Here is a 19,563-nt window from a genome sequence, read left to right as displayed (position 1 = left end):
CATGCTCTAGGTCCGGCCCATGCTTTGGAGGAGGCGACGGTCAAGATTAGTAGCACTTGATCTATGTTTGTGAGGTTTCCAGCGAGGCTGAAATAAGATCAGGTGGTCGCGCGGCAAATGTCTTTTTCACAAGATGACGAAGTCAACGGTGGCCAGTAAAGTAGTTGAGAAACTAGTATTTATGTGGATGACTTCAGTAATCACCCGCGTCTTAATTTCTCGCAAAATATGGTGGTTTCGGACGCTCTGGCGTGCCACAGCGTAAGGCTTGGTTGCGCTCCCCCGCAACCAATTCTGTCATAAATCAATTACCGTCCTGATCTGAACATCAGGGCGGTTTTTGCGTTTGACCGGTGAACGGTCGGTCACACAGCGTTGGAAGAGGGATAGCAGGTCGGGAGGCCTCTCAAATGGATCGGCCTGCAGGCGCTCCAGCGACCTCCTTATGCGCGTCCATCAAGTCCTGACGGCAGGATCCGTCGCTTTTACAAAGCGCAGTCCCGATCGACGAGATCCAGGTCAGGCCTCGGGATACTCGCGAGTGATAGAAACGCGATCCGAATAATGCCTATTCCGAAGGGGCTTCCTGATCATCGGAATCCTCTTGGCCAAGTAATTTCTCGTACATGGCGTCGGTAAACGGACGTAGGAAATGAGAGACAGGGGCGTATTGGTCTGCCCTCAGAAGATGATAGGCTTCGTCGAGTTCAATCACTTTATCGAAGGGAAAGGTAGTCGGCGCTTCCACCGCCAGGATCACCTGCATGTCAGTCGGTAATTTCGTGGCAATATACTCTATCATCACCGGCAAGTTGGTCGCATCCTGTCCTTGTTGCTGCGGCGAGTCAATGACAGCGGGCATAGAGAACGAACCGTACTCGCTCAGCGAAGTATGCCAGAGAGCCACGTAGTACGCCAATACGGACCGTGGCCCTCCACTCCCGGAAATCTTTGGGCGGCTGGTCAGTTTCAACCCCTTGGTCTCGACGGGGGGCATATTGAGCGCCTGTAACGCGGCGGCATAAGACGTCCGGAAAGTCGTGAGGATACCTTTGGATCTTCTGGTGCTGGTCAGTTCACCGAGCTGCGCGGTTAATCTATCGATCTCGATCACCAAGGGATTGATCCTCGCTTCGAGCTCAACCAGTTCGGCTTCAAAGGCAGCAAACGCCGATTCAGCGCCCATGGCCTTGACAACATCGTCCAACCTCAGGTCCCCGCGCCGGGTCTCGAGAATCGCCGAGATCCGATTGTAGTTGTTGTCGAGTGTCCTGAGACGAGCTTTCGACTTCTCCAGGATTTCGTTTGCCTTTCGAGAGTCGTCCTTCAATTGGACGGCGAGGCTTCGAAGGATGCGAGCATCCTCGGAATAGCGCAGGATGTCCATGAAGGTCTTGTCGTGCTCGGCATGGCAGATCGGGCAAACAAGTACCTCGTGGGGCTCTGTTTGCAGAAACGCGGCATCGCTATCGTAATGGGCAAGGGCCTGTTCTGCCATTCTGACCTGAAGGATTAGGCTCTCGGCGGTTTCCTTCTCCCGTACGAGCGTATTCCTGAGTTGTTCCTGCTCGGCGTTCAGCGCCGTGACCTCCTCAGTCAACCGTGCGACGTCCTGGCCGAAGATGTCCGGCATCGTCTTCGGGCCGTCCAAGGGGACTGTCTTGCCGAACCGGTCCTTGATGCTTTTGATGACCTTCTCTTCGCCTCTAAGGTCGGCGAGTTCCTTCTGGCGGACGAGCTTCTGCGAATTGAGCTCATAGTAGGCCGGCGGTTTAACGCCCGTAAAATACTCAAGCACCGAGTCGACTGGCTTTTGGTACTGCTGCAAGTTCGCAAACGTTGACCAGGCAGCGAGCCAACTTCCATCTTGGTTGATGTAGAATGGCAGGAAGAATGTCCTCGCATCCCCAGTCACCGACTTCAATTGCCGGTCCGTAAGAACCAAATTGAACCCAACGAGATCGGCAAACCTACGCCCCCAGTCGGTCGCATTAGCCGAGGTGAATTCCAGATTTCCATTGGCGTCGAAAAGCCCGCGGTGATTGTGCTGTTGGACGGCATAGTAGCCGACGCCATCCACGGAAAATTCGACCAGAACTGCCGCGTCCTTGCTCCATCGATCGAGTTCGCCAGTGGGAAAGGCTCCAAGGGCGGTGAAGAGCGATTTAATCAGGCTCGATTTGCCGGTGTGGTTCATCCCCACCAACAACGTCTTTTTCGGACTGAAGCTCTCCCACCTTGCCCGCTGCTCGCTTTCTGAGAGCAACCATATGTTTTTGAATCTGAAGTTTTTCATATGACTTTGTCCGTAGGCTTCTGACGAGACGCGCTAGCTCGGGTCCACGCATTGCTCGATCGCTTTCAGCAAAAAATGAGCTTGAAGTTCAGCCTTCTTGGCCAGTGGAAATTCCGCGCGAAGATGGGTGGTCCCGCCTTCGAAAACAGGCATGAGATCTGTACCGATCCTATTGAGCCCGAGCCACGCATTGCAGCATGTCGAAATCTCAACATCGGTGGGCAGTAGGCTCCCAAACAGCTTCCGGCTGAAAATCGCGGTGGCCGCCGCGCGTATCTGCGAAACCTCCCAGAACGCCAGTCCCTCCTTCCCAAGCTGTTCCAGCCAGTGCTTGAGATGAAAATCAACGTCCGGCGTCTGCTGGAGGTCCCCCAATGCGGCGTTCAACTGCTCCAAGCTATAGCCGTGCCTGGATCGCATCTCATCAAGCGTCGTAGCCTTTGTCGTCTTTGCTCCGAGAGGGCCGAGTTTGGCCAGAAGGCTTTCGACGAACGACCGCGCCTGTCCGGCGTGCATCGGGCTTACTTTGTCCAGATATTTGTGAACGATGCCTATGGTGTAGGTCTGCGCGTCATCTACAGGCACGTCGACCTTTTCGAGCAAAATCTTCGACAGATCAGATTTTGCGCTGCCTGGCTTCTGCACAGCGTCGAGCGCAGCCTGAAGCAGATCGATGAAATGTGATGGGAGTTCGGAAAGCGCGACCGGCAGGGACGTTGCTGCGTTGCCACCAGAAGAGAGAGCAAGGTTACATCCCGCGTTAGAAATGAAACCTCCTGAAGTCTCCAAAGTCTTAAAGCCGGACAGTGAAGCAGAGAGTTTTCCGAGTGGGCTGTCGGCAATCCCCTCCAACGGCTTCGTTTTCTTAACTTTGCTCTTCCCTTTCTTCGAAGGATCATCGGGCACATGCAGATTCGTGAGCGAAGCCCACGTCCATTCCAAGCGATCTTTCTTCTTGACTTGAAAGACTTCGATACTCGTTGGGGTGGTCGAAGAGTTTAGTATGGCGACGTCTTGGACGGCCTCAAACAGAAACAGGAAGTCGATCGCAGCTTTTTCTCTCAGGGCGAACATCTTCACGATGGCCCAGTTCTTCTGGAACTCGATCCCTTTCTGGTTGTGAGCCCCACCACTTTCTGCGATGTCGGGGTCACTCAAGGCCAGCATGACCTCTTGTAACGCAGTATTCAATTGAAACGCCCCCGCGAGTTCACTGCAATCTATGTCCCCATTTGCCTGATGGGCAAGGAATTCTTCGCCACATCCCGAAAGTATAATCTCAAGCCCATGAGCCGAGCGCAGCGTTGGTTGGAACGGCGTTGGGCGCGAAGACGCCTGGTTTCAATCCGCTGGTGGCCACGGCTGTGGCAGGGCGAGAATATCGGCCAGGAAAGTGCCTTCAGCTCGGCCGAACGCATCCTTATCCTCGACATAGGTAAAGCCGGGGAGCGGAAGCAGGCCCCTTGGGTAGGGGATTGGTCGCGAACGGGTTGTCCGCAATCAGGGGCTGCCATCGTTCGTCGCGCAGTTTCCAAAGATTCGGCTCGGGCAGCAGCGGAAGGCCGCTGACATTTCGGTTGCGAGGCTCTCCGTGTCTACCGAAGAACCCATTGTTCGTGCTGATCATTTCCACCTCAGAGCTGCCTGCAGCGGTAGCGAATCCGCTCGAATAACACCCTCGCCGGAATTCAAAAACGTGGGCAACGAGCTGAACCCCTTGCTGCTTGCTACCAATTAGGCGGAGAACGGATGGAGATCTGCAAGATTTTCTTAGATTGTAAGCGCACCTTCGCCATTGAATCATACGATTGCTAGCTCCACTGTGTTTATATCCCCACGAAAGCTAATGTTCACCACGCAAAATGTGTTCTCGCTGGGCACGACTCGACGTAAATAACTTCAATGGAGCTCGTTGGATTTACGTTCGAAACGGGCGCCTATTAATCCTGCCGGAGACTGCAATTGGATATTCGCGAGCCATTAACCGAATTGCACTCAACACGCCTCTTTCAACGCTTGGTCGAACTCGACACTACTTATGCCGATCGAGCGACGAGCTTTCTTGAAGCCGTTGCTCCAGTACTGGCGAGTACTGCCGATCACTTTCCTTACTATACGCGTCATGATGCTCATCATGGCTTTCGAGTGCTTCGACGGGTCGAGCAGGTCATTGTCCCGGAATGTCTGGATGGGGAAGGGCCCGCGGCATTCTGTGCCGCTGAGATCTATCTCATAATCCTTGCCGCCTATGCCCATGACCTCGGAATGACAGTATTTCCCGGAGAGGCCGACAAACTTCTTGCACAACTCGGCATTCCGCAGACCTTAGGGTGGGAAACAGACCCTCGCCTTCAATTACATCTGCGTCGCGAGCATTCGAAGCGCGGCGGGCTTTATGTCTACGAGAACAGTGGCAACCTTCACGTGCCGGTCAACCTAGTCGACGCGCTCGATAAGATCATGCGCGCCCATAATCTCTCGATTGGCGACCTCGAAGCCGCGATTCCTCAGTCCTATGCGGCCGAGGAGAAACTTGTCGACGTACGCCAACTCGCCATCATTATCTGTGCTGCGGATGCATTGGAATTTAGCGACACTCGCGTGGTTGATGGAGTCCTCGCAGCTATCGAGAACGATCCGAGTCCAGAGGCGCGAATATCCTATCTGGAAAACATGAAGCATGTTTGCGTTGGCGACAGTCTGGCGGTTGATGCAGACGGGCGGATCGTCGTCTCCGGCACATTCGACGAGGAGGAGGTTCTAGCACTTTCCCACCTTACCTTGGATCAAATGGAAGGTTGGATACGCGGTTATTGCGATCTTGACCGCCAAATGAAGGTGGCGCGGCTTCGCATCCGCCCCGAACCCTTTGTCCGCAATCTTGTGCTCGTGAACGGGCGCTTCGAACGGCTGGGTGTAAGGCTCAATAAACGCAATGTTATCGAACTGATTGCTTCGAGCGCTGTATGGAGGGAAAGCGGCCCGGTGATCCGCGAACTGCTGCAAAATGCGGTGGAGGCCTGTCGGTACCGGCGACACAATTCGAGTGCGGCAGATAGTTATCGCCCCCACGTCATTGTCACATTTGACCGTGAGCGTCGCGAGATCGTGGTTGTGGATAATGGTTGCGGGATGAACGAGCGTGTTGTCCTCAACAACCTTCTCACCGTAGGCAGCAGTCGGTCTGCCGAGCCTGGTTATGCCAGCAGCAATTATGCGCCTATCGCCAGGTTCGGCGTTGGCTTCTGGTCAGTCTTTACGCTCGCGGAAACAGCTTGTGTCGAGACCGCCTCCTTCGAGACCTATCGCGGTGATCCTGAGGGGGCAACTCAGGCGACTGGGATCGCTTTCGACGTCTCCCTCAGTGAACTAAAGGAATACACGGTCTTCCGACCCGTTACTCGCCCGTGTGGCACGTCCGTAAGGCTGAAGCTGCACCCTAACATCATCGTCGATGATGTTTTCACTAATGCATGCGCCGAGATCTTTTGTTCAGATGTCCCCGTTACCCTGTGTATTGACGATGAGGAGGTTTCCGTACCTCTGGCGTTGCCGGACGTCCCTCATGAGGCATTACTGGGTAGTCGACATAGAGTGCTCAAAGAACGCGACCTCCAGCTTTTTGGGTGGCGCGGTGCGCTGGGCAAGACAGAACTGTCGCTGCTCCTTGCTTACCGAATGGAGGACGACAAACCGACCTTCCTGTGCGATCGCGCCAACTCCGTGATGAATGCCCTGGGAGGAATCCGAAATCCGCGATCCACCGTATGCGGCTTTGCAGCGGCGATGCGGGTGCGTCACATTTGCTTCGATCTAGGCCGCGTCGGCACTTACTTCGCCAATCGCGGCACTCCAGACGGTGTCACTTATTCACTCGATCGCCACCAGTTGATCGAGAACGCATCGTCGGAAGAGTACTCCAAGGAGATTACCAGCCTCATTCACGATGGGTACCGCGCTTTTCTGGACGCCACAAATGGGCGGGATCTAGCAACCGTTGCGGCGCTTCGCCAACAAGCTGCGATGCACGGGGGGAATGTTCATGATCAATTCACCGGCGATGAACTTTCCATCGCCGCTAAACATTTCCCGGACCTCATGCCATTCAAACTTTATCCCTTGTCGGGCGGTGAGCCAATCTATGCGCGGGCTGATCAGCTCGGTTCGCTTAGAGGCAAGGCGCTTTTCATGCAGGAGACACCATACGTCAAATTGACTGATGGCAGGATTGCCTCCCTCGACAATGAAGGTGAAGCAGGCATTCCATACGTACGGGAAATCCTCTCGCCTTGCTTTTTGGGAACAGCCGAGCCTATTTATGTGATGCAGCCGGATCGCTCAGCATCCATGCTGTTCGACGCAGATCCCGACAGTACGGTCTTGTACAATCCGGCTGGTCAGTTTGGTCATACGTGCACACAGCTTGTACAGCTCGAGCGGATCGATGCCTCGCGGTCTGGCAATGTACTTGCTCAGGTCGGAGGGCGTTGGGTTGGTGCAATCTATCTAAGGGATTTCGAAGCTCCGGCGAATAAACCCTACGCGTTTCTCGGACGGCATCGTGTCCTGATCCGCCGGTCCAGCAAGCTCGCAATTCACTTCCAAGATCTGGCCCAGTCAGGGAGGTATGCAAGGCTTGCCGATTTTGTCGCAGATCTTCGAGAGGATCAGGCGGGCTACCCTCCGGCCAGCGTGGTCACGCTGCTATCGGCGACTCTAACCTGAGCTAAGCATCCGCGTCCAGGAGCTGGCACTCGATAAACCCAGTCATGCATCTCAGACCACCATGAAATCCGAACGGATCACCAGAAGAACATTTGACTTCGCGCCCTGCATTTGGTGTGGGGCGAAGGAATACACTCCTTCATTGGAACACATTCTACCAGATTCAATGGATTGCCCCCCAGGCTTCACTTTAGACAATGACATGTGCGCGAGTTGCAACAATAAGCTGGCGCCTCTCGATCGTGCGCTTTTGCGACCGTTCGAGCTCATAACCTTTCTGGGAAAGGTCCCTCGAAAGGGCGGAAAGCATCCTTCGTTAAATAGCTTAGCATCGTTGCAAGGGCGCTATACCAATACAGGACCGGAAATTCATCTTAATGGCGGGCCCGGTATCACAACCGCCTTTGGTCAGACATTGAAGCCGCTGACAGCAACAAAGGAGCTCGACGATGTGTCGTTCGACACCCATGGTGAACTGGCCACTCTAAGGTTTTCGCTGCCATTTGGCGATGATCCGAAGTTCACGAGGGCGCTCTACAAAGTCGGATTCGAGACCGCGGTTTTCTGGCTAGGCCCAGAATCGGCACATATACCTGCGCTGACTGCTGTTCGAAGGTTTGTGCGCAAAGGACGCGGAGCATTCCACGCTGTGATGATCGCAAGACCCGACAGCCGAGCGCATCACTTCGAGCCTCCACATCGATCGAAAGACACGGGCCACCTGGCAGTTGGCATGCGAATATTCGGTGTTGACTTTGTCGTAGACTTTGATCCTCAACAGCGATTGATAGCCACCGTGAGGCGGAAGCTGGAAGAGGGCCGCGCAAAGAATTGGACCGTTATTTCTCCAAAAAAATAGGAGATATTACCGTTTTTGATTTTAAAATGTTCATATATTAATATCTTGTACTGAGTAACTTTTTGGTCTTGGGTTGGCTTTCAATTGCTATCTCTCGGAAGTAGTCTAATAAGACTTATCTACGACTGAAGTAATACTCTTGACCTGGCAGCGACCCGTAATTGAATGGCTCTTGCTCATTGTCAGTTGCACGCATGACGTCGTCACGCACCTTTCGGAGCATCAGATTGAGTTCCACGCCTGGGGTACCAATGTTGTCCAACAGCGCAGTCGTAAAGGGGCTGTGCGACCCAGCATTCCCATCTGCCGCCACAGCACCGTCGCGGGCCGCGTAGGCAACCAGAGTTCCCGTTTCCGGTTCAACGCGGGCCAATCCCCGGAACATGCTCCGCTTAGCGCTGGCGAAAGTCATCTGTTTGAGAAACGGGTCGTCACGACAGGCATCGAGAAGTACCAGCCGAAGCTTTTTGGCTCCATTGATTGCGCCCATCATTTGATCGAGGGAAATGGCTTGAAGGGCGACTTGCCGATCCGTCTTCAGGCTGGCATCAACCGGCACGAGGTAATTCCTGCCATCGACCTCGAGGCCATGGCCAGCGAAATAGATGACAGCCCAATCTGCTTGGTTCGCAACGTCGGAGAAGTCGGATAAGGCCGACATCATTTCCGCCTGGCTGGCGTTGGTTACCAGGGTAACCGTCTTGAAGCCTAGCGCTTTGAATTTTTCTGCTACCGCGGAGGCATCCTCCTGTGGATTGGGGAGAGCCGGCACGTTCTTATAGGCCGAGTTGCCGATCACGAGGGCAACTCGGTTCTCGCTGACGGGAGCCGTGGCCACGACTGGCGTCGACGGCTTCGGTGAAGCGCCATCATCCAGATTACGGCGCAGAGGCAGGAATTCTCGCGACTGAATATCGTAGACGAAAGGTTCCTTCTTGGCTTTGCCTGGAGCCAGGAAGACGCTGCCCTTCGGTACCGTGTCGTCGCCGGTCGGCTTGTAGCCCCCAGAAGCGCAGGCCGCCTTGATCATCTCGTTGTCGGCATATTTCACGTCGACCAGCAACGTCTGGTCCTTCGGGCCGGGCCGAACCTTGCCGACTTCCAGATAGACGACCCGCTTCGAGCAATCGACAGGATCATTCTCATAATGCGTGTTGGCGGATATTACCGAGGCAGTGTCGATGGCATTGTAATTATCGGCATTCTGCCGGGCGGGCGAATAGCTGGCGAGGGTGGTGCTGTGCTCACCCATCCCGTCATACTGCGAGATGCAATAGAGGCTATCCGTGTCGTAATCCCCAGCTACCTTTGCGCAGTTCTCACCAACAGAGTCTCCTCGTACAAAGGAGATCAGATTGATCGATGAGCCCTTGCGTTCAAGCAAGACGCTGCCGCCGTAGTTCGTGGCATGGGGTTCGCAATCACTGCGATAGGACGCATAGACAATGGTCTGACCGCCATAACGTTGCTCAAAAATGCCTCCATTCAGCTCGACGTTGCATGTCGTATCAGTATCCTCAGAAGGATAGCCGCGTGCGACCTTACAATTGTCGCTCTCTATGTCAGCGGGCCGACAAAAGGTCGCCAGGACGTTCGCTTTCGTTACCGAGCCCGTAACACGTGCCGGGGCTAAACTACCGCTTTGATCGCCACGGGTAGCGGCTTGCACCGGACTGGCAGCCCCCTGGATAGCGGCCTGGATACCAGGAGCATCTATATCGGTGGGATAAGCCTGCATGAAGTTACGAATATCGCTCAGCGCCGCCTGCATGTTGCCGAGTTGAGCGTTTGCCTTGGCCCGGCCTTTCAGCACGTAGACAGCAGCGGCGTCGAAAATGAGGGCGTTGTTGAAGTCGCTCAGTGCCTCGCCGGCACGACCAAGCTTCACAAGCGTTTCGCCCCTGATATTCAAGAAGCTTGGGTTTCGAGGCTCCATCGATACGATGGAGTTGAAATCCGTCAGGGCCTGCTGCGATTGGCCCACGGAGTCCAACAGCAAGCCTCGGCTCTGATAGGCAAACGCTAATTTCGGCGCGAGGCTTATTGCTGTATTCGCATCATTCAATGCAGCCTGGAAATTGCCCAGACCTTTATAGGCCGCCTGACGATCGTCGTAATAGCCCGCCACACCGGGATGCAGAGCAATGATCTTGGTAAAGTCAGAGACCGCCAAGGCGAATTGACGTTGCTCCATGTAGGCATTACCGCGCCTTAAATATGCCCTCTCAAGTTGGCTCTTGTCACGCAAGGTCGAGATGGCGCGCGAACATGCCGAGATCTTGGCTTCGGCATTCTGTGCGCTCTTGCAATCGCTCCAGGCGGCTTGCTGTGCGATAGCGGACGAACGGCCGACTGTGAGCGTCATTAGCCAAACCAGAGCAGCAAGTATCGAATACGAAATAGAAGAAAATCGACGATCTGCCAGGCGCATTTCAGCCCTACAAAGCTCACGAGACTACTCCAAGCACCTTATCTTGGCACGCTCAGTAACGCACGCGTATTAGTAATGAATTCCTTCTGTTCCATGCGGATGGTGCACCGGACCGCGCGGCCGCACCGCAGACAGCTTTGTTCCGCAATCATCACATGCCGCAATCAACTAAATCTATCACGGAATTGTGAAAAATTGGGGGGAGACAAATTCGCGAGAAAATGGTGTTTTTTTGTCATCGTCGGAGGAGGTGCGGTTCGCATGCCTGCGATGAAAGACAACCCGCTTCGGCGGGTTTTTTTATTGGTCAACCTGGACACCTATCCCGACATGATTGAGTTCATTTGGGACCGGGTCATCCCTGTGGCCGGCATCGTCCTTGGCATCATCCCTCTGATTTGCAGCTTGAGCCGTTCGAGGAAGCGCATTCGCGTGCGCCATCGGCGGTTTAGGTTTGGGATGATCGAGTGGGAACGCCGCGACCGCGACGAGGACACTCGGTCCTAATCCCTTAGCCCGGTTTTAAAAAATACGGGCCTGAGGGTTAGGCTGTTATGTATCCTCCTATATATGATAATATCCTTTATCACATATATAGGGGGGCCTTTAATGGTATCGAAGAAGAGAGAGCAGGAAATTGGTCATAAGGCGGACAGTGTTGAATGGATGTTGAAGGAGCGCGGGGTGTATCACCTCCCTAACGACGAGCCGGGATTTTGCTTCGCGGTTGGTGAGCTGCTGCGCCGGCGGTTCCCGAATTCCGATCTTAAGGTCGAAGCCCCTAAGCTGAATTTTGGCGGCGAGTACACTTTCAGCTCGGCAAGTCACCTCGGGACAAAGGCAAAGAGCAACACTGAATGAGCGTCCTCGTTTCTGCTCACACTAAGCAGTTACCAGCGCTTGTTTCGGCAGCCGGCGATCGTGCGTCTTATCGCTTCGTTGAATTCTTCACCGCCCATATCCGCAATCCGCACACCCGACGCGCCTATGCCGGCGCCGTTGGCGATTTCTGCGAATGGCTCGAGCGCCAGGGCCTACCCTCGATCGGTGTCGTCTCCTCGCTGCATGTCGCCTGTTATATTGAGCAGCTCGGCGGCGAGGTCTCGGCGCCGACGGTGAAACAGCACCTGGCCGCGATCCACTCGCTGTTCGATTGGCTGGCGCGCGGCGGTGTACTGCCCTTCAATCCGGCCTCGGCCGTGCGAGGGCCCAGACATGCCGTGAAGCGCGGCAAGACGCCAGTGCTGGCACCGGAGGAGGCACGCCAGCTCCTCGATGCTATCGACGTGTCGAAGCCGGCCGGGCTGCGCGATCGCGCCCTGATCGGCCTGATGGTCTATTCCTTCGCCCGTATCGGGGCGGCCGTCACCATGAAAGTCGAGGATGTCTATGTGCAGCAGCAGCGTCTGTGGATACGGCTGCACGAAAAGAGGGGCAAGCGCCACGAGATGCCCTGCCATCACAATCTGGAAGCCTATCTGCGGGCCTACATCTGGGGCTGTGGCTTGGCCGACGACGCCAAGGGCTTCTTGTTCCGTACGATCGGCCGAGGCACCGGCCGACTTACCAAGACGCCGCTGCCGCAGGCCAATGCCTATGCCATGATCCGCCGGCGGGCGACGGCTGTCGCGATTGAAACCAAGATTGGCAACCACACCTTCCGGGCAACCGGCATCACGGCCTATCTGAGGAATGGCGGTACCCTGGAGAAGGCAGCCGCGATGGCGAGCCATGCCAGCACGCGCACCACGCAGCTCTACGATCGCCGGCAGGAAGAGGCAAGTCTTGATGAGGTTGAGAGAGTGCTTATTTAGCCTCCGACTTTTGCGGCCGGCTTTGCAATAGGAATTGTGCTCAGGTGTTAATATGTGGCTAAATGCCTCGAAACTCAGAAGTTTTATGACTGACCACCGCACACCTATCGCTTGCATAGGGCGTAGGGGCCCTATGTTCGAATCTTGTCACTCCGACCATTTTAAAATCAATCGCTTAGCAAAATACTACGGAAACAAATGCTCAGTTTCCTTGATTTTTACCACAACAAAGCGGTCGTCTGAAATCCGCAGAAATCCGCGCTTTTCCTCCTTGGTCCTTCTCAGTCTGTGGCGCGTTTGTGGCAAGAACCCTGTATGGGCGGGACGGCCGCCGACCGCAGGGCAAACATCCACGGGATGGGCTCGGTCCCATCGGATGAAAGCCACCCTCGGCGGCTTGTTTAAAGAAAGTCAATTTTACGTAGTACGACTGTACAAAGGTCGATAGCCGTAAACCTTGAAGGTGTCATCCGGGGAGATTGAACGCATATCCGCCCTTGACCTTGACCACATCCGTCCCGGCCAGGGCTTCCACGATCAAACGAATGGCGTGAACTGTGCGCCGTGCGTCCATCTGCCGGGGAAAGTGATGCTCCTGACCTGGGAATAGGGCCCACCAATCCACCAGGCGCTTCCTCTTGCCGTCCAGATAGACATAACCTTTAAAATAGCCAGAATAGCCCAAGTTCGTATGCCCACCCTGGGCTGCCATACGGCCCATCATGTCGGACTTTTGCTGCAACTGGATAGTGCCATCGGCGAATGTCCCAAACCGGACTGCCAGATGTTTGTCTCCAAACGGAGCGACAATCCAGCCTTCTCCCTGATAGGCTTCGAGTTCATTTTCTTCGATCATGCATTCCTGGTCATTGCGGTCGTCCCATTCCACCACCTGTCCGTTAAGCCGGATTGTATCGGTCACGTACTTGCCCCCAAGTCTACGAAGTCTGTTTGCTCCGGGAGTAACCGCAGCGGTTACGTCTCAGTTGCCGGTATGAGCTTCTTAATCTTGTCGCCCACACCTGGCATCAAAAAATCCACAAGGGACAGTGTATCGGGATCAGGCATGTAATCTTTCGTTTTCCGCGAGAGCGAAGCGCGAATACCCCGAGTGCGTGAGCCCCACTTGCCGGTATGATCCTGCTGTTTTATCAGGTCGACGCGGTCGAACTGCAACAGGGCGTGGCCGAAAGCGACGACATGCTGAGGATACGCCTCCGCTATCCTGTGGCCGACCTCGACAAGCTGTTTGAATTTCCAGCCTACGGGCTTTCCTTCCCTCGCGCTCGTCAGGCCGTTCATCAATGCCATAAGATTGTTGTCTTCGGAGGATGCCGGCAGCGCGATGCCCCGATCCGCAAAAGCGCGGCGCAGGCCGCGCCAGCCGTTAAGCATCTTGGCATCAGGTGCGGTGTTTGGCTTCCGATCCGTCCAGAAATCGAATAGCGCGGTACGCAGAGCGGTCGCAGCATCACTCTCCCGTGCGCGTCGCTCCGCGTTGATCTCTGCACGGATAGCGGTGGCCTCACTTTCATAGTCGAAGTACCAGCACCGTTGAGCTTCCTGTTCAAGCGTCAAAGCGTCAAAGGGAGCGATGCAGCTTTCCCAGGTATCGGAAAGCTGGTCGCCGTCTCGAGCGGGCCGCCGGAAATGGCAACGGACCCGAAATTGCCCTGTGCTCTCTGAAAGCGCCGTGGTTTCTTCATCCACAATCAGGATATTGGAATTGTTGGAGAAGAGCAGGTCGTCGGTCGTCAGCCGCCTGTATTCCGGGTCGAAACCGCCCATGACCCAGACCAGCAGCCCGCCTTCCTCCCGGTAGAATTCGCGGCGGCCTACGACGACATCAAGAAAGGTCGTCGATAGCTGAACCTCAAAGGCAAAGCGCCCTCTGGGGCTGGTGGCCTGAACGTCGGGCTGCCGGCGCGCGATCGGATCATGCGCGGAGCGCCACTGGCGTTCCTTCTTCGGGACAGAATATTGTGGATCGGCCGAAAGGCTCCGCGCGATCAGTTCTTTGATCCGGCGGTGCGGTTCGCTCTCGCGCAATCCGCGATATTTGCGCGCAAGAATATCCTCGCGCGAGAGGGGATGGCGAGTCTGAGCGGGGCAGGAACCATCCTCCACCAGATGTTTGAAATGGAAACGCTTGTGCTGGTTGGAAACCAGATACACGGGCACGGAGCAGAGGGGACATCGAAAACGTGGCGCCTTTTTTAATTTCTCCCTGATGTCGAGGCGCTGCTGAATTAACTCTTCGTACCGCCAGTCACCGATCCACGTCGGTGCGTCGAGGTATTCACCGGTTGCACAATCAAGGACCTCTTTTATTTCAGGGTCCTCCACAGGCATTGCCCTGGACAGAGGATCAACAGTAATGTTCTGCACGGCGCGGCTCAATGGTGCTCCATCCTGCTTTATGGTTACTTTCACCTCACGTCGGAAAATAGCAGGATTCGATAGGTTTCTGTGACGTTTCCTGCTGCGGTTTCGTACAGACAGGGGTGAGCCGACTGGCTTTGCAAGGCGATGCCGGCTCATAGTGGGGCTGAATGCGGGATCATATTGAAAAAGCCGCACTTAAAGCGGATTTATGAAACTGATCCTGCAAAATTATTGGAATCATATTGAATATTCCGCTTTTAAGGCGGATAATTATATATGATCAGAATCGAGCGCTCAGCCCTGTCTTCCTATGCCTCCGGCCTGCTTGCGGCCGGGCGGGGGGTCTTTTCCGCCGCTGAAGCGCAGCAGGAAATCGGCATCGGCCATGGAGCGTTTCTGGATGCAGCCGAGCGTCTGCAACGACGCGGCCAGCTTATCAGGCCCCGCCAAGGTTTCTACGTGATCGTACCGCCGCAGCACGCCACCATGGGCGCGCCGCCGCCGGAGTGGTATATCGATGCCCTCATGCGGCATGAGAAGCGGCCCTACTATGTGGGGCTGTTGTCGGCGGCGGCGGCATATGGCGCCTCCCATCAGGCCGTGATGGAATTTCAGGTCGTCACCGATAAACTCCTGCCGGATATCGAGGCCGGGCGTTCACGCATCGCCTTTTCATACCGCAAGGACGTTGGGATGGTGTCGGCCGGCATCGAGGAGCGCAAGACGCCGTCGGGATATATGAAGTTGTCTTCACCGGAACTGACGGCGCTCGATCTTGTGCGCTATCCTCATTCCAGCGCGGGTCTCGACAATATCGCCACGGTGCTCTCGGAGCTTGCTGAACAGCTTCAACCCGACAAGCTTGCCGCGCTGTCGAGCGCCTTCGAGAAGGCGGTTGTTCAGCGTCTCGGGCACTTGCTTGGAAGGCTGGAGCATACACACACGGCGGAAGCAATGTTTGCGGCGCTGTCCGCGCGCGGCCAGGTGCCGTGGATTGAACTCGACCCTAAGCAAGCAGGCGATCCAGACCTGTCACCGCCACCATCGGAACGCGATGCACATTGGCGCGTGATCGTTCGCCGGGCGCCGGAGATCGACGAATGATACCGCAGGATTACATTACGGCGTGGAGCCACGTCGTTCCGTGGGCAAACCAGCGGCAGATCGAGCAGGACCTCCTCATCAGCCGGGCCATCGTTGAAATTTTCAGCGACCCGCTTCTGTCTGACGCGTTGCGGTTCCGCGGTGGAACGGCGCTGAACAAGTTGCATTTTCCGGCGCCGCTTCGCTATTCCGAAGATATCGACCTTGTCCGTACATCACCCGGAGCAATCGGTCCTATTCTCGACCGGTTGCGCGCTCTCCTAGAGCCTTGGCTGGGCCGCGCGCAATTCGACCAGAGCCCTGTCGCCCCGAAGTTGCGCTTTCGCGTTGAGGCCGAGGATGGCAGCGGCGCTCCCATACGGCTGAAGATCGAGATAAACACTCGTGAAATCGAAGCCTTCGATGGGCCTCACGTGTTGCCCTTTAGTGTCAAGAACCCATGGTTCACGGGCGAAGCTGTAGTACCGACTTTTACCCCGGAAGAAATGCTGGCAACCAAGCTGCGGGCGCTGCTTCAGCGGGACAAAGGGCGCGACCTTTACGATTTGGCTCACGCGCTGGACGTGTTCCGCGAACTGAATACCGCCCGTGTGCCAGAGCTGTTTGGCCGCTATCTGGCACTGGCGGGACAGACGATTTCGCGGGCACAGGCGCAGGAACGTATGTTCTCCAAGCTGGCCAATCCGCGTTTTCTGCTCGACATGAGGCCCCTTTTGCCTGCGGCCCAGGCTGAGGCTTTGACCGACGAATCCACAAAGTTGGCATTCACCCGTGTTTTCTATGAATTTGTCGATCGGATCGCCGGTGACCCCTGGGCCCGCTTCGACGAAATGAAAGACCGCTTTGCTTTGGTGCAGCGATCAGATGCACGCCGTTGAGATTGAAGAAGCAATATCGGCGCTTGCCGAACAGGATTTTAATCGCGACCAGTTCCCTGGTAGCAATCGCCAACAAGGATCTCGACTAAGTTGCTGGCACTATATCGCTGAAGCGAGCAGTGGTGCTCTTGGGCTGCAATTGCTCATCCAATGGCTTGATCGCCAGCTTCAGCGGCATTTGGCCTGCAATCCCACTGAAAATGCAGGTGCCAGTCGGAAGCGTAGGAATGGATTCTTCGGTGATCTTGTCGATATAGGAAACTGCACTCGCAATGGATTGCAAGTCCTTCTGATTGATAAGTCTATGAATGAAATAGTTATGAGCCTGAGAGGTGATGGTCTGGGATATATCGTTGGGTCGCTGGCTTGAGATTGTAACGAATACGCCAAACTTACGCCCTTCCTTGATTATTTCTTCAAATGTTTCCAGTCGATAATCCTTCCAGCTCTCAGACTCCCGGAATGACTCTCTGGATAATATATTATGCGCCTCATCAATAATAATATTTAGAGAACGACCTTCGCCTAAGCGTTTATGGTCTTCGTATATTTTCTTCGCGATCAACAGTGGAATGGTCTTTTTCATCTCCAGATTAACATTCCCCAGCGCGATGACGACCACGTTCGATGTGAATATGTTGCCATGGCCCGCTGGGTCGAAGACCTTGCGTATATCTGCCTGCTTGCTTCTCAGCTTATTTATTGCCGGAGAGATATGCTCATTTTGGGCGCGATTGGATAAAACGTCATAGATGAGCTGGGCATATGCGAACGCGATGAGGTCGCTTATCGTATCCCCGCTGAAATTCCAATTCTCGACGTGGCTATAAACGAACGTATTTGGAATATGATCCGGTGACGACTTCAGGAACACGCCACGGCATCTGAACTCTGCCATCGTGTTATGCCATTCGAGATCGGCGGCGATCTCGACGGGCATGCCTTCCCCGTCAACGTCTGGAAGGAGCTGTCTCAGATAATCCATCAGCAGGTCCACGCGAAGCTTATCCGACATCTGCAGGATCTGTTTTATCTGGCTGCGTAGAATATTCCGGAAATGCTCCGTGGCATCGCCGCCTGCCGTGACTCTTTGCTGGAGCGCGAGAACACGCTTGAAAAATGGTTTCTGCGTTTTCTCCGTGGCATCAGCTAGAATGCTCAGTATCTCAATGTCATTTATACCACTGCCACCAAGGGGAATTTTGTCGCCGGTATCGTTGCGCGTTGTAAGCCCATAAACGCGCTTGTGAGCCGTCAGACAGTTATCCCTTATGTATTCATTATTAAAATCAAAAAGCAATATTTTGCAATTTTGTTCAAAGGCGGCAATATTTCTAGCGCGCATCTTGGATATGAATTCTTGAAATATCATCGCAAGGGTATTCGACTTACCGCTTCCCGTGTTGCCGAAGATCGCGATATGACTGTTTATGAGACCATCAACGGGCAAGGCAATGTCGTATCCCTCGTATTCCGATTGTGCGATATCGAGCCCAACTCCAGCTGAGTTAACCAGGTTGTGAATTTGGTGCACCTTCTCTTTGGTGAGAAGGAAGGCCTCATTCCCAACGAGTGGCAATTCCTTGGTGCCGCCGAAAAAGGCCCCTGAGCGGTCCAGAAATCCAGCCAATGCCACGGACAGCACGCGCTGACCGTTCATATAAGCCAATTGACTTGGCTTGCGGTCATCTCCCTGCGCGTTTTCTCCCTCGACTTTGCCAACAAGGCTAAGAAAGCCTTTGCGGATATCAATGTAACTTCCGACAGCAATATTCCTCAGAACATCACCGTCGAAGAAAAGCTCGCTCAAATTCTTATCGCTATCGACAGAAATGAAAATCTTTCTTCCAGTGACGGCTGATACTTGCCCCACTCTTAATACTGACTCCCGCTCTAAGCGATCAGGCTCCATGGCTTCGGCCTACCTCGGGAAGCACCGAGTTCAACAACTTGTTCAAGGTCGCGAAATTTATAAGCGCTCCCGCCTCGGGCGAGATCACTGTCACATTTCGATGTTTGGCGAACTTTGCCTGATAGGCGGTTGAAGATGCCTTATCGAATGAAAAAATAAGCAATTGTGCGGTCGGATTACGTAAGGCTCTGCGCGTAATGTCCAAAATATGCTCGTCTGCAAAAGAGAAGCCAAAGCACATTAAAACAACGTTTCCGCGCTCCAGGGCGTTGGCGTAAAGACGCAGGAGGTCATAGTAAACGCGGTCCATAAGAGTTGAGTGGAACTTTCTAAAATTGGGCAGTATCAAGAAATGCTTCTCGAGATATTCGCGAACCTTGGCGGAATCGGCCCTGTCTGCTGCCGTCAATTTTGGGACCGCGATTGGATCGAAAACAATAGTATCCGAGCGTCGTCGCCATGATAACGACCCATGAAGCTTCACAAGGTTGATCGTCGGCATCTCGATTTGGTGACCATAAACGGCACCTGATCGGTAAGTGCGGTCAAAATATCGCTCCGGCGCGAAGGGAAAATCGTTGGCTATGCCCGAGGTGCGATCGAAGCCGTCATTGAGCATCAGCCCAGGTAAGAGACTAGATGCATGTTCTACGAACATATCGTAATTCGTGGTGAAAACATTCGCTTGGCGAGGCAGGAGCAAATTCTTCCGGGCGAAAAGAATCCTATCGACGATAGCCACGAATTCCGAATAGCCCGCGATTGTCTCGACAATCGGATCAACTGGGGGATTGGCAGTTATTGATGAATGGACGCCTCCGATCGCTTCGATAAATTCAAGGCACTTTTTATCTGCCTCCGTGTCATTGCCTGCGTCCAAAAGCTCGTTGATCTCTGCTTCAATATTTCCGGCGGTCCTGATCGCCGGGAGGGAGGCACCTGAGCCGATTAAAAAATTCAGATTTCCCGATTGGATGTAAGCTTCCAGGAGTTTGGAGAATGCTACTTCGTTGCCGCCTATTTCAAATATGTCGGCCATTCTTATTCTTTCAAACTGGCACGGCGCCGCATGATGCTCTAACTATACATTAGGGGCTGGGCGCTTGAAAGTCATAATCAGGCGAGGTGCGTTCCATAATCAATGGAGCCGGGGGGATCC

14 protein-coding genes are annotated in these 19,563 nt (G+C 54.5%); 7 read left to right on the top strand and 7 right to left on the bottom strand.

The window, feature by feature from the left end; translation table 11 throughout:
- Positions 1–568 precede the first annotated feature (568 nt).
- Both ACTJKX_RS27340 and ACTJKX_RS27335 read right to left on the bottom strand, forming a co-directional pair.
- Entirely contained in the window at positions 569–2,296 is a 1,728-nt protein-coding gene (locus tag ACTJKX_RS27340) for a hypothetical protein (RefSeq protein WP_440727152.1), read from the bottom strand.
- Between the two features lie 33 nt (positions 2,297–2,329).
- A complete protein-coding gene (locus ACTJKX_RS27335) occupies positions 2,330–3,463 on the bottom strand; it encodes a dsDNA nuclease domain-containing protein (RefSeq protein ID WP_440727151.1) in 1,134 nt (377 codons plus the stop codon).
- Positions 3,464–4,258: 795 nt separating this feature from the next.
- On the opposite strand from ACTJKX_RS27335, the gene ACTJKX_RS27330 reads away from it, so the two are divergent.
- Both ACTJKX_RS27330 and ACTJKX_RS27325 read left to right on the top strand, forming a co-directional pair.
- The gene (locus ACTJKX_RS27330; protein ID WP_440727150.1) at positions 4,259–7,021 is read left to right on the top strand and encodes an HD domain-containing protein; all 2,763 of its coding nucleotides are present in this window, start codon (positions 4,259–4,261) and stop codon (positions 7,019–7,021) included.
- Between the two features lie 61 nt (positions 7,022–7,082).
- Positions 7,083–7,880, top strand: coding sequence for a hypothetical protein (locus tag ACTJKX_RS27325; RefSeq protein WP_440727149.1), 798 nt, complete (start codon positions 7,083–7,085; stop codon positions 7,878–7,880).
- Between the two features lie 115 nt (positions 7,881–7,995).
- Here the strand turns inward: ACTJKX_RS27325 and ACTJKX_RS27320 are convergent, their stop codons facing one another.
- On the bottom strand, positions 7,996–10,245 hold the full coding sequence (locus tag ACTJKX_RS27320) for a caspase family protein (RefSeq protein WP_440727148.1): 2,250 nt from the start codon (positions 10,243–10,245) through the stop codon (positions 7,996–7,998).
- Positions 10,246–10,572: 327 nt separating this feature from the next.
- On the opposite strand from ACTJKX_RS27320, the gene ACTJKX_RS27315 reads away from it, so the two are divergent.
- The 3 genes from ACTJKX_RS27315 to ACTJKX_RS27305 all read left to right on the top strand — a co-directional run bounded on the left by ACTJKX_RS27315 (position 10,573) and on the right by ACTJKX_RS27305 (position 12,125).
- Positions 10,573–10,818 carry a hypothetical protein gene (locus ACTJKX_RS27315; protein WP_440727147.1) on the top strand — a complete coding sequence of 82 codons (246 nt, stop codon included), beginning with the start codon at positions 10,573–10,575 and terminating at the stop codon, positions 10,816–10,818.
- A gap of 102 nt (positions 10,819–10,920) precedes the next feature.
- A complete protein-coding gene (locus tag ACTJKX_RS27310; RefSeq protein WP_440727146.1) occupies positions 10,921–11,172 on the top strand; it encodes a hypothetical protein in 252 nt (83 codons plus the stop codon).
- Entirely contained in the window at positions 11,169–12,125 is a 957-nt protein-coding gene (locus tag ACTJKX_RS27305; protein ID WP_440727145.1) for a tyrosine-type recombinase/integrase, read from the top strand. Before ACTJKX_RS27310 ends, ACTJKX_RS27305 begins: the two co-directional genes overlap by 4 nt.
- A 466-nt stretch (positions 12,126–12,591) precedes the next feature.
- On the opposite strand, the gene ACTJKX_RS27300 is transcribed toward ACTJKX_RS27305, so the two are convergent.
- On the bottom strand, positions 12,592–13,047 hold the full coding sequence (locus tag ACTJKX_RS27300; RefSeq protein WP_440727144.1) for a hypothetical protein: 456 nt from the start codon (positions 13,045–13,047) through the stop codon (positions 12,592–12,594).
- A gap of 53 nt (positions 13,048–13,100) precedes the next feature.
- Positions 13,101–14,525: a DUF6035 family protein gene (locus tag ACTJKX_RS27295; RefSeq protein ID WP_440727143.1), complete on the bottom strand. Its 1,425-nt coding sequence runs from the start codon at positions 14,523–14,525 to the stop codon at positions 13,101–13,103.
- A gap of 261 nt (positions 14,526–14,786) precedes the next feature.
- On the opposite strand from ACTJKX_RS27295, the gene ACTJKX_RS27290 reads away from it, so the two are divergent.
- Positions 14,787–15,614 (top strand): type IV toxin-antitoxin system AbiEi family antitoxin domain-containing protein, encoded by an 828-nt coding sequence (locus ACTJKX_RS27290; protein ID WP_440727142.1) that lies wholly within the window; start codon positions 14,787–14,789, stop codon positions 15,612–15,614.
- Entirely contained in the window at positions 15,611–16,492 is an 882-nt protein-coding gene (locus ACTJKX_RS27285) for a nucleotidyl transferase AbiEii/AbiGii toxin family protein (RefSeq protein ID WP_440727141.1), read from the top strand. Before ACTJKX_RS27290 ends, ACTJKX_RS27285 begins: the two co-directional genes overlap by 4 nt.
- 85 nt (positions 16,493–16,577) lie before the next feature.
- Here the strand turns inward: ACTJKX_RS27285 and ACTJKX_RS27280 are convergent, their stop codons facing one another.
- Both ACTJKX_RS27280 and ACTJKX_RS27275 read right to left on the bottom strand, forming a co-directional pair.
- Positions 16,578–18,404 (bottom strand): ATP-binding protein, encoded by a 1,827-nt coding sequence (locus ACTJKX_RS27280; protein WP_440727140.1) that lies wholly within the window; start codon positions 18,402–18,404, stop codon positions 16,578–16,580.
- Complete coding sequence (locus ACTJKX_RS27275; RefSeq protein WP_440727139.1) at positions 18,394–19,443, bottom strand: SIR2 family protein; 1,050 nt, start codon at positions 19,441–19,443, stop codon at positions 18,394–18,396. Before ACTJKX_RS27275 ends, ACTJKX_RS27280 begins: the two co-directional genes overlap by 11 nt.
- Between the last annotated feature and the right edge of the window lie 120 nt (positions 19,444–19,563).

The sequence above is a fragment of the Labrys sp. 22185 genome, assembly GCF_052045555.1.
GTDB classification, from domain to species: domain Bacteria; phylum Pseudomonadota; class Alphaproteobacteria; order Rhizobiales; family Labraceae; genus Labrys; species Labrys neptuniae.
This window is presented reverse-complemented; position numbering and strand designations above follow the sequence as displayed.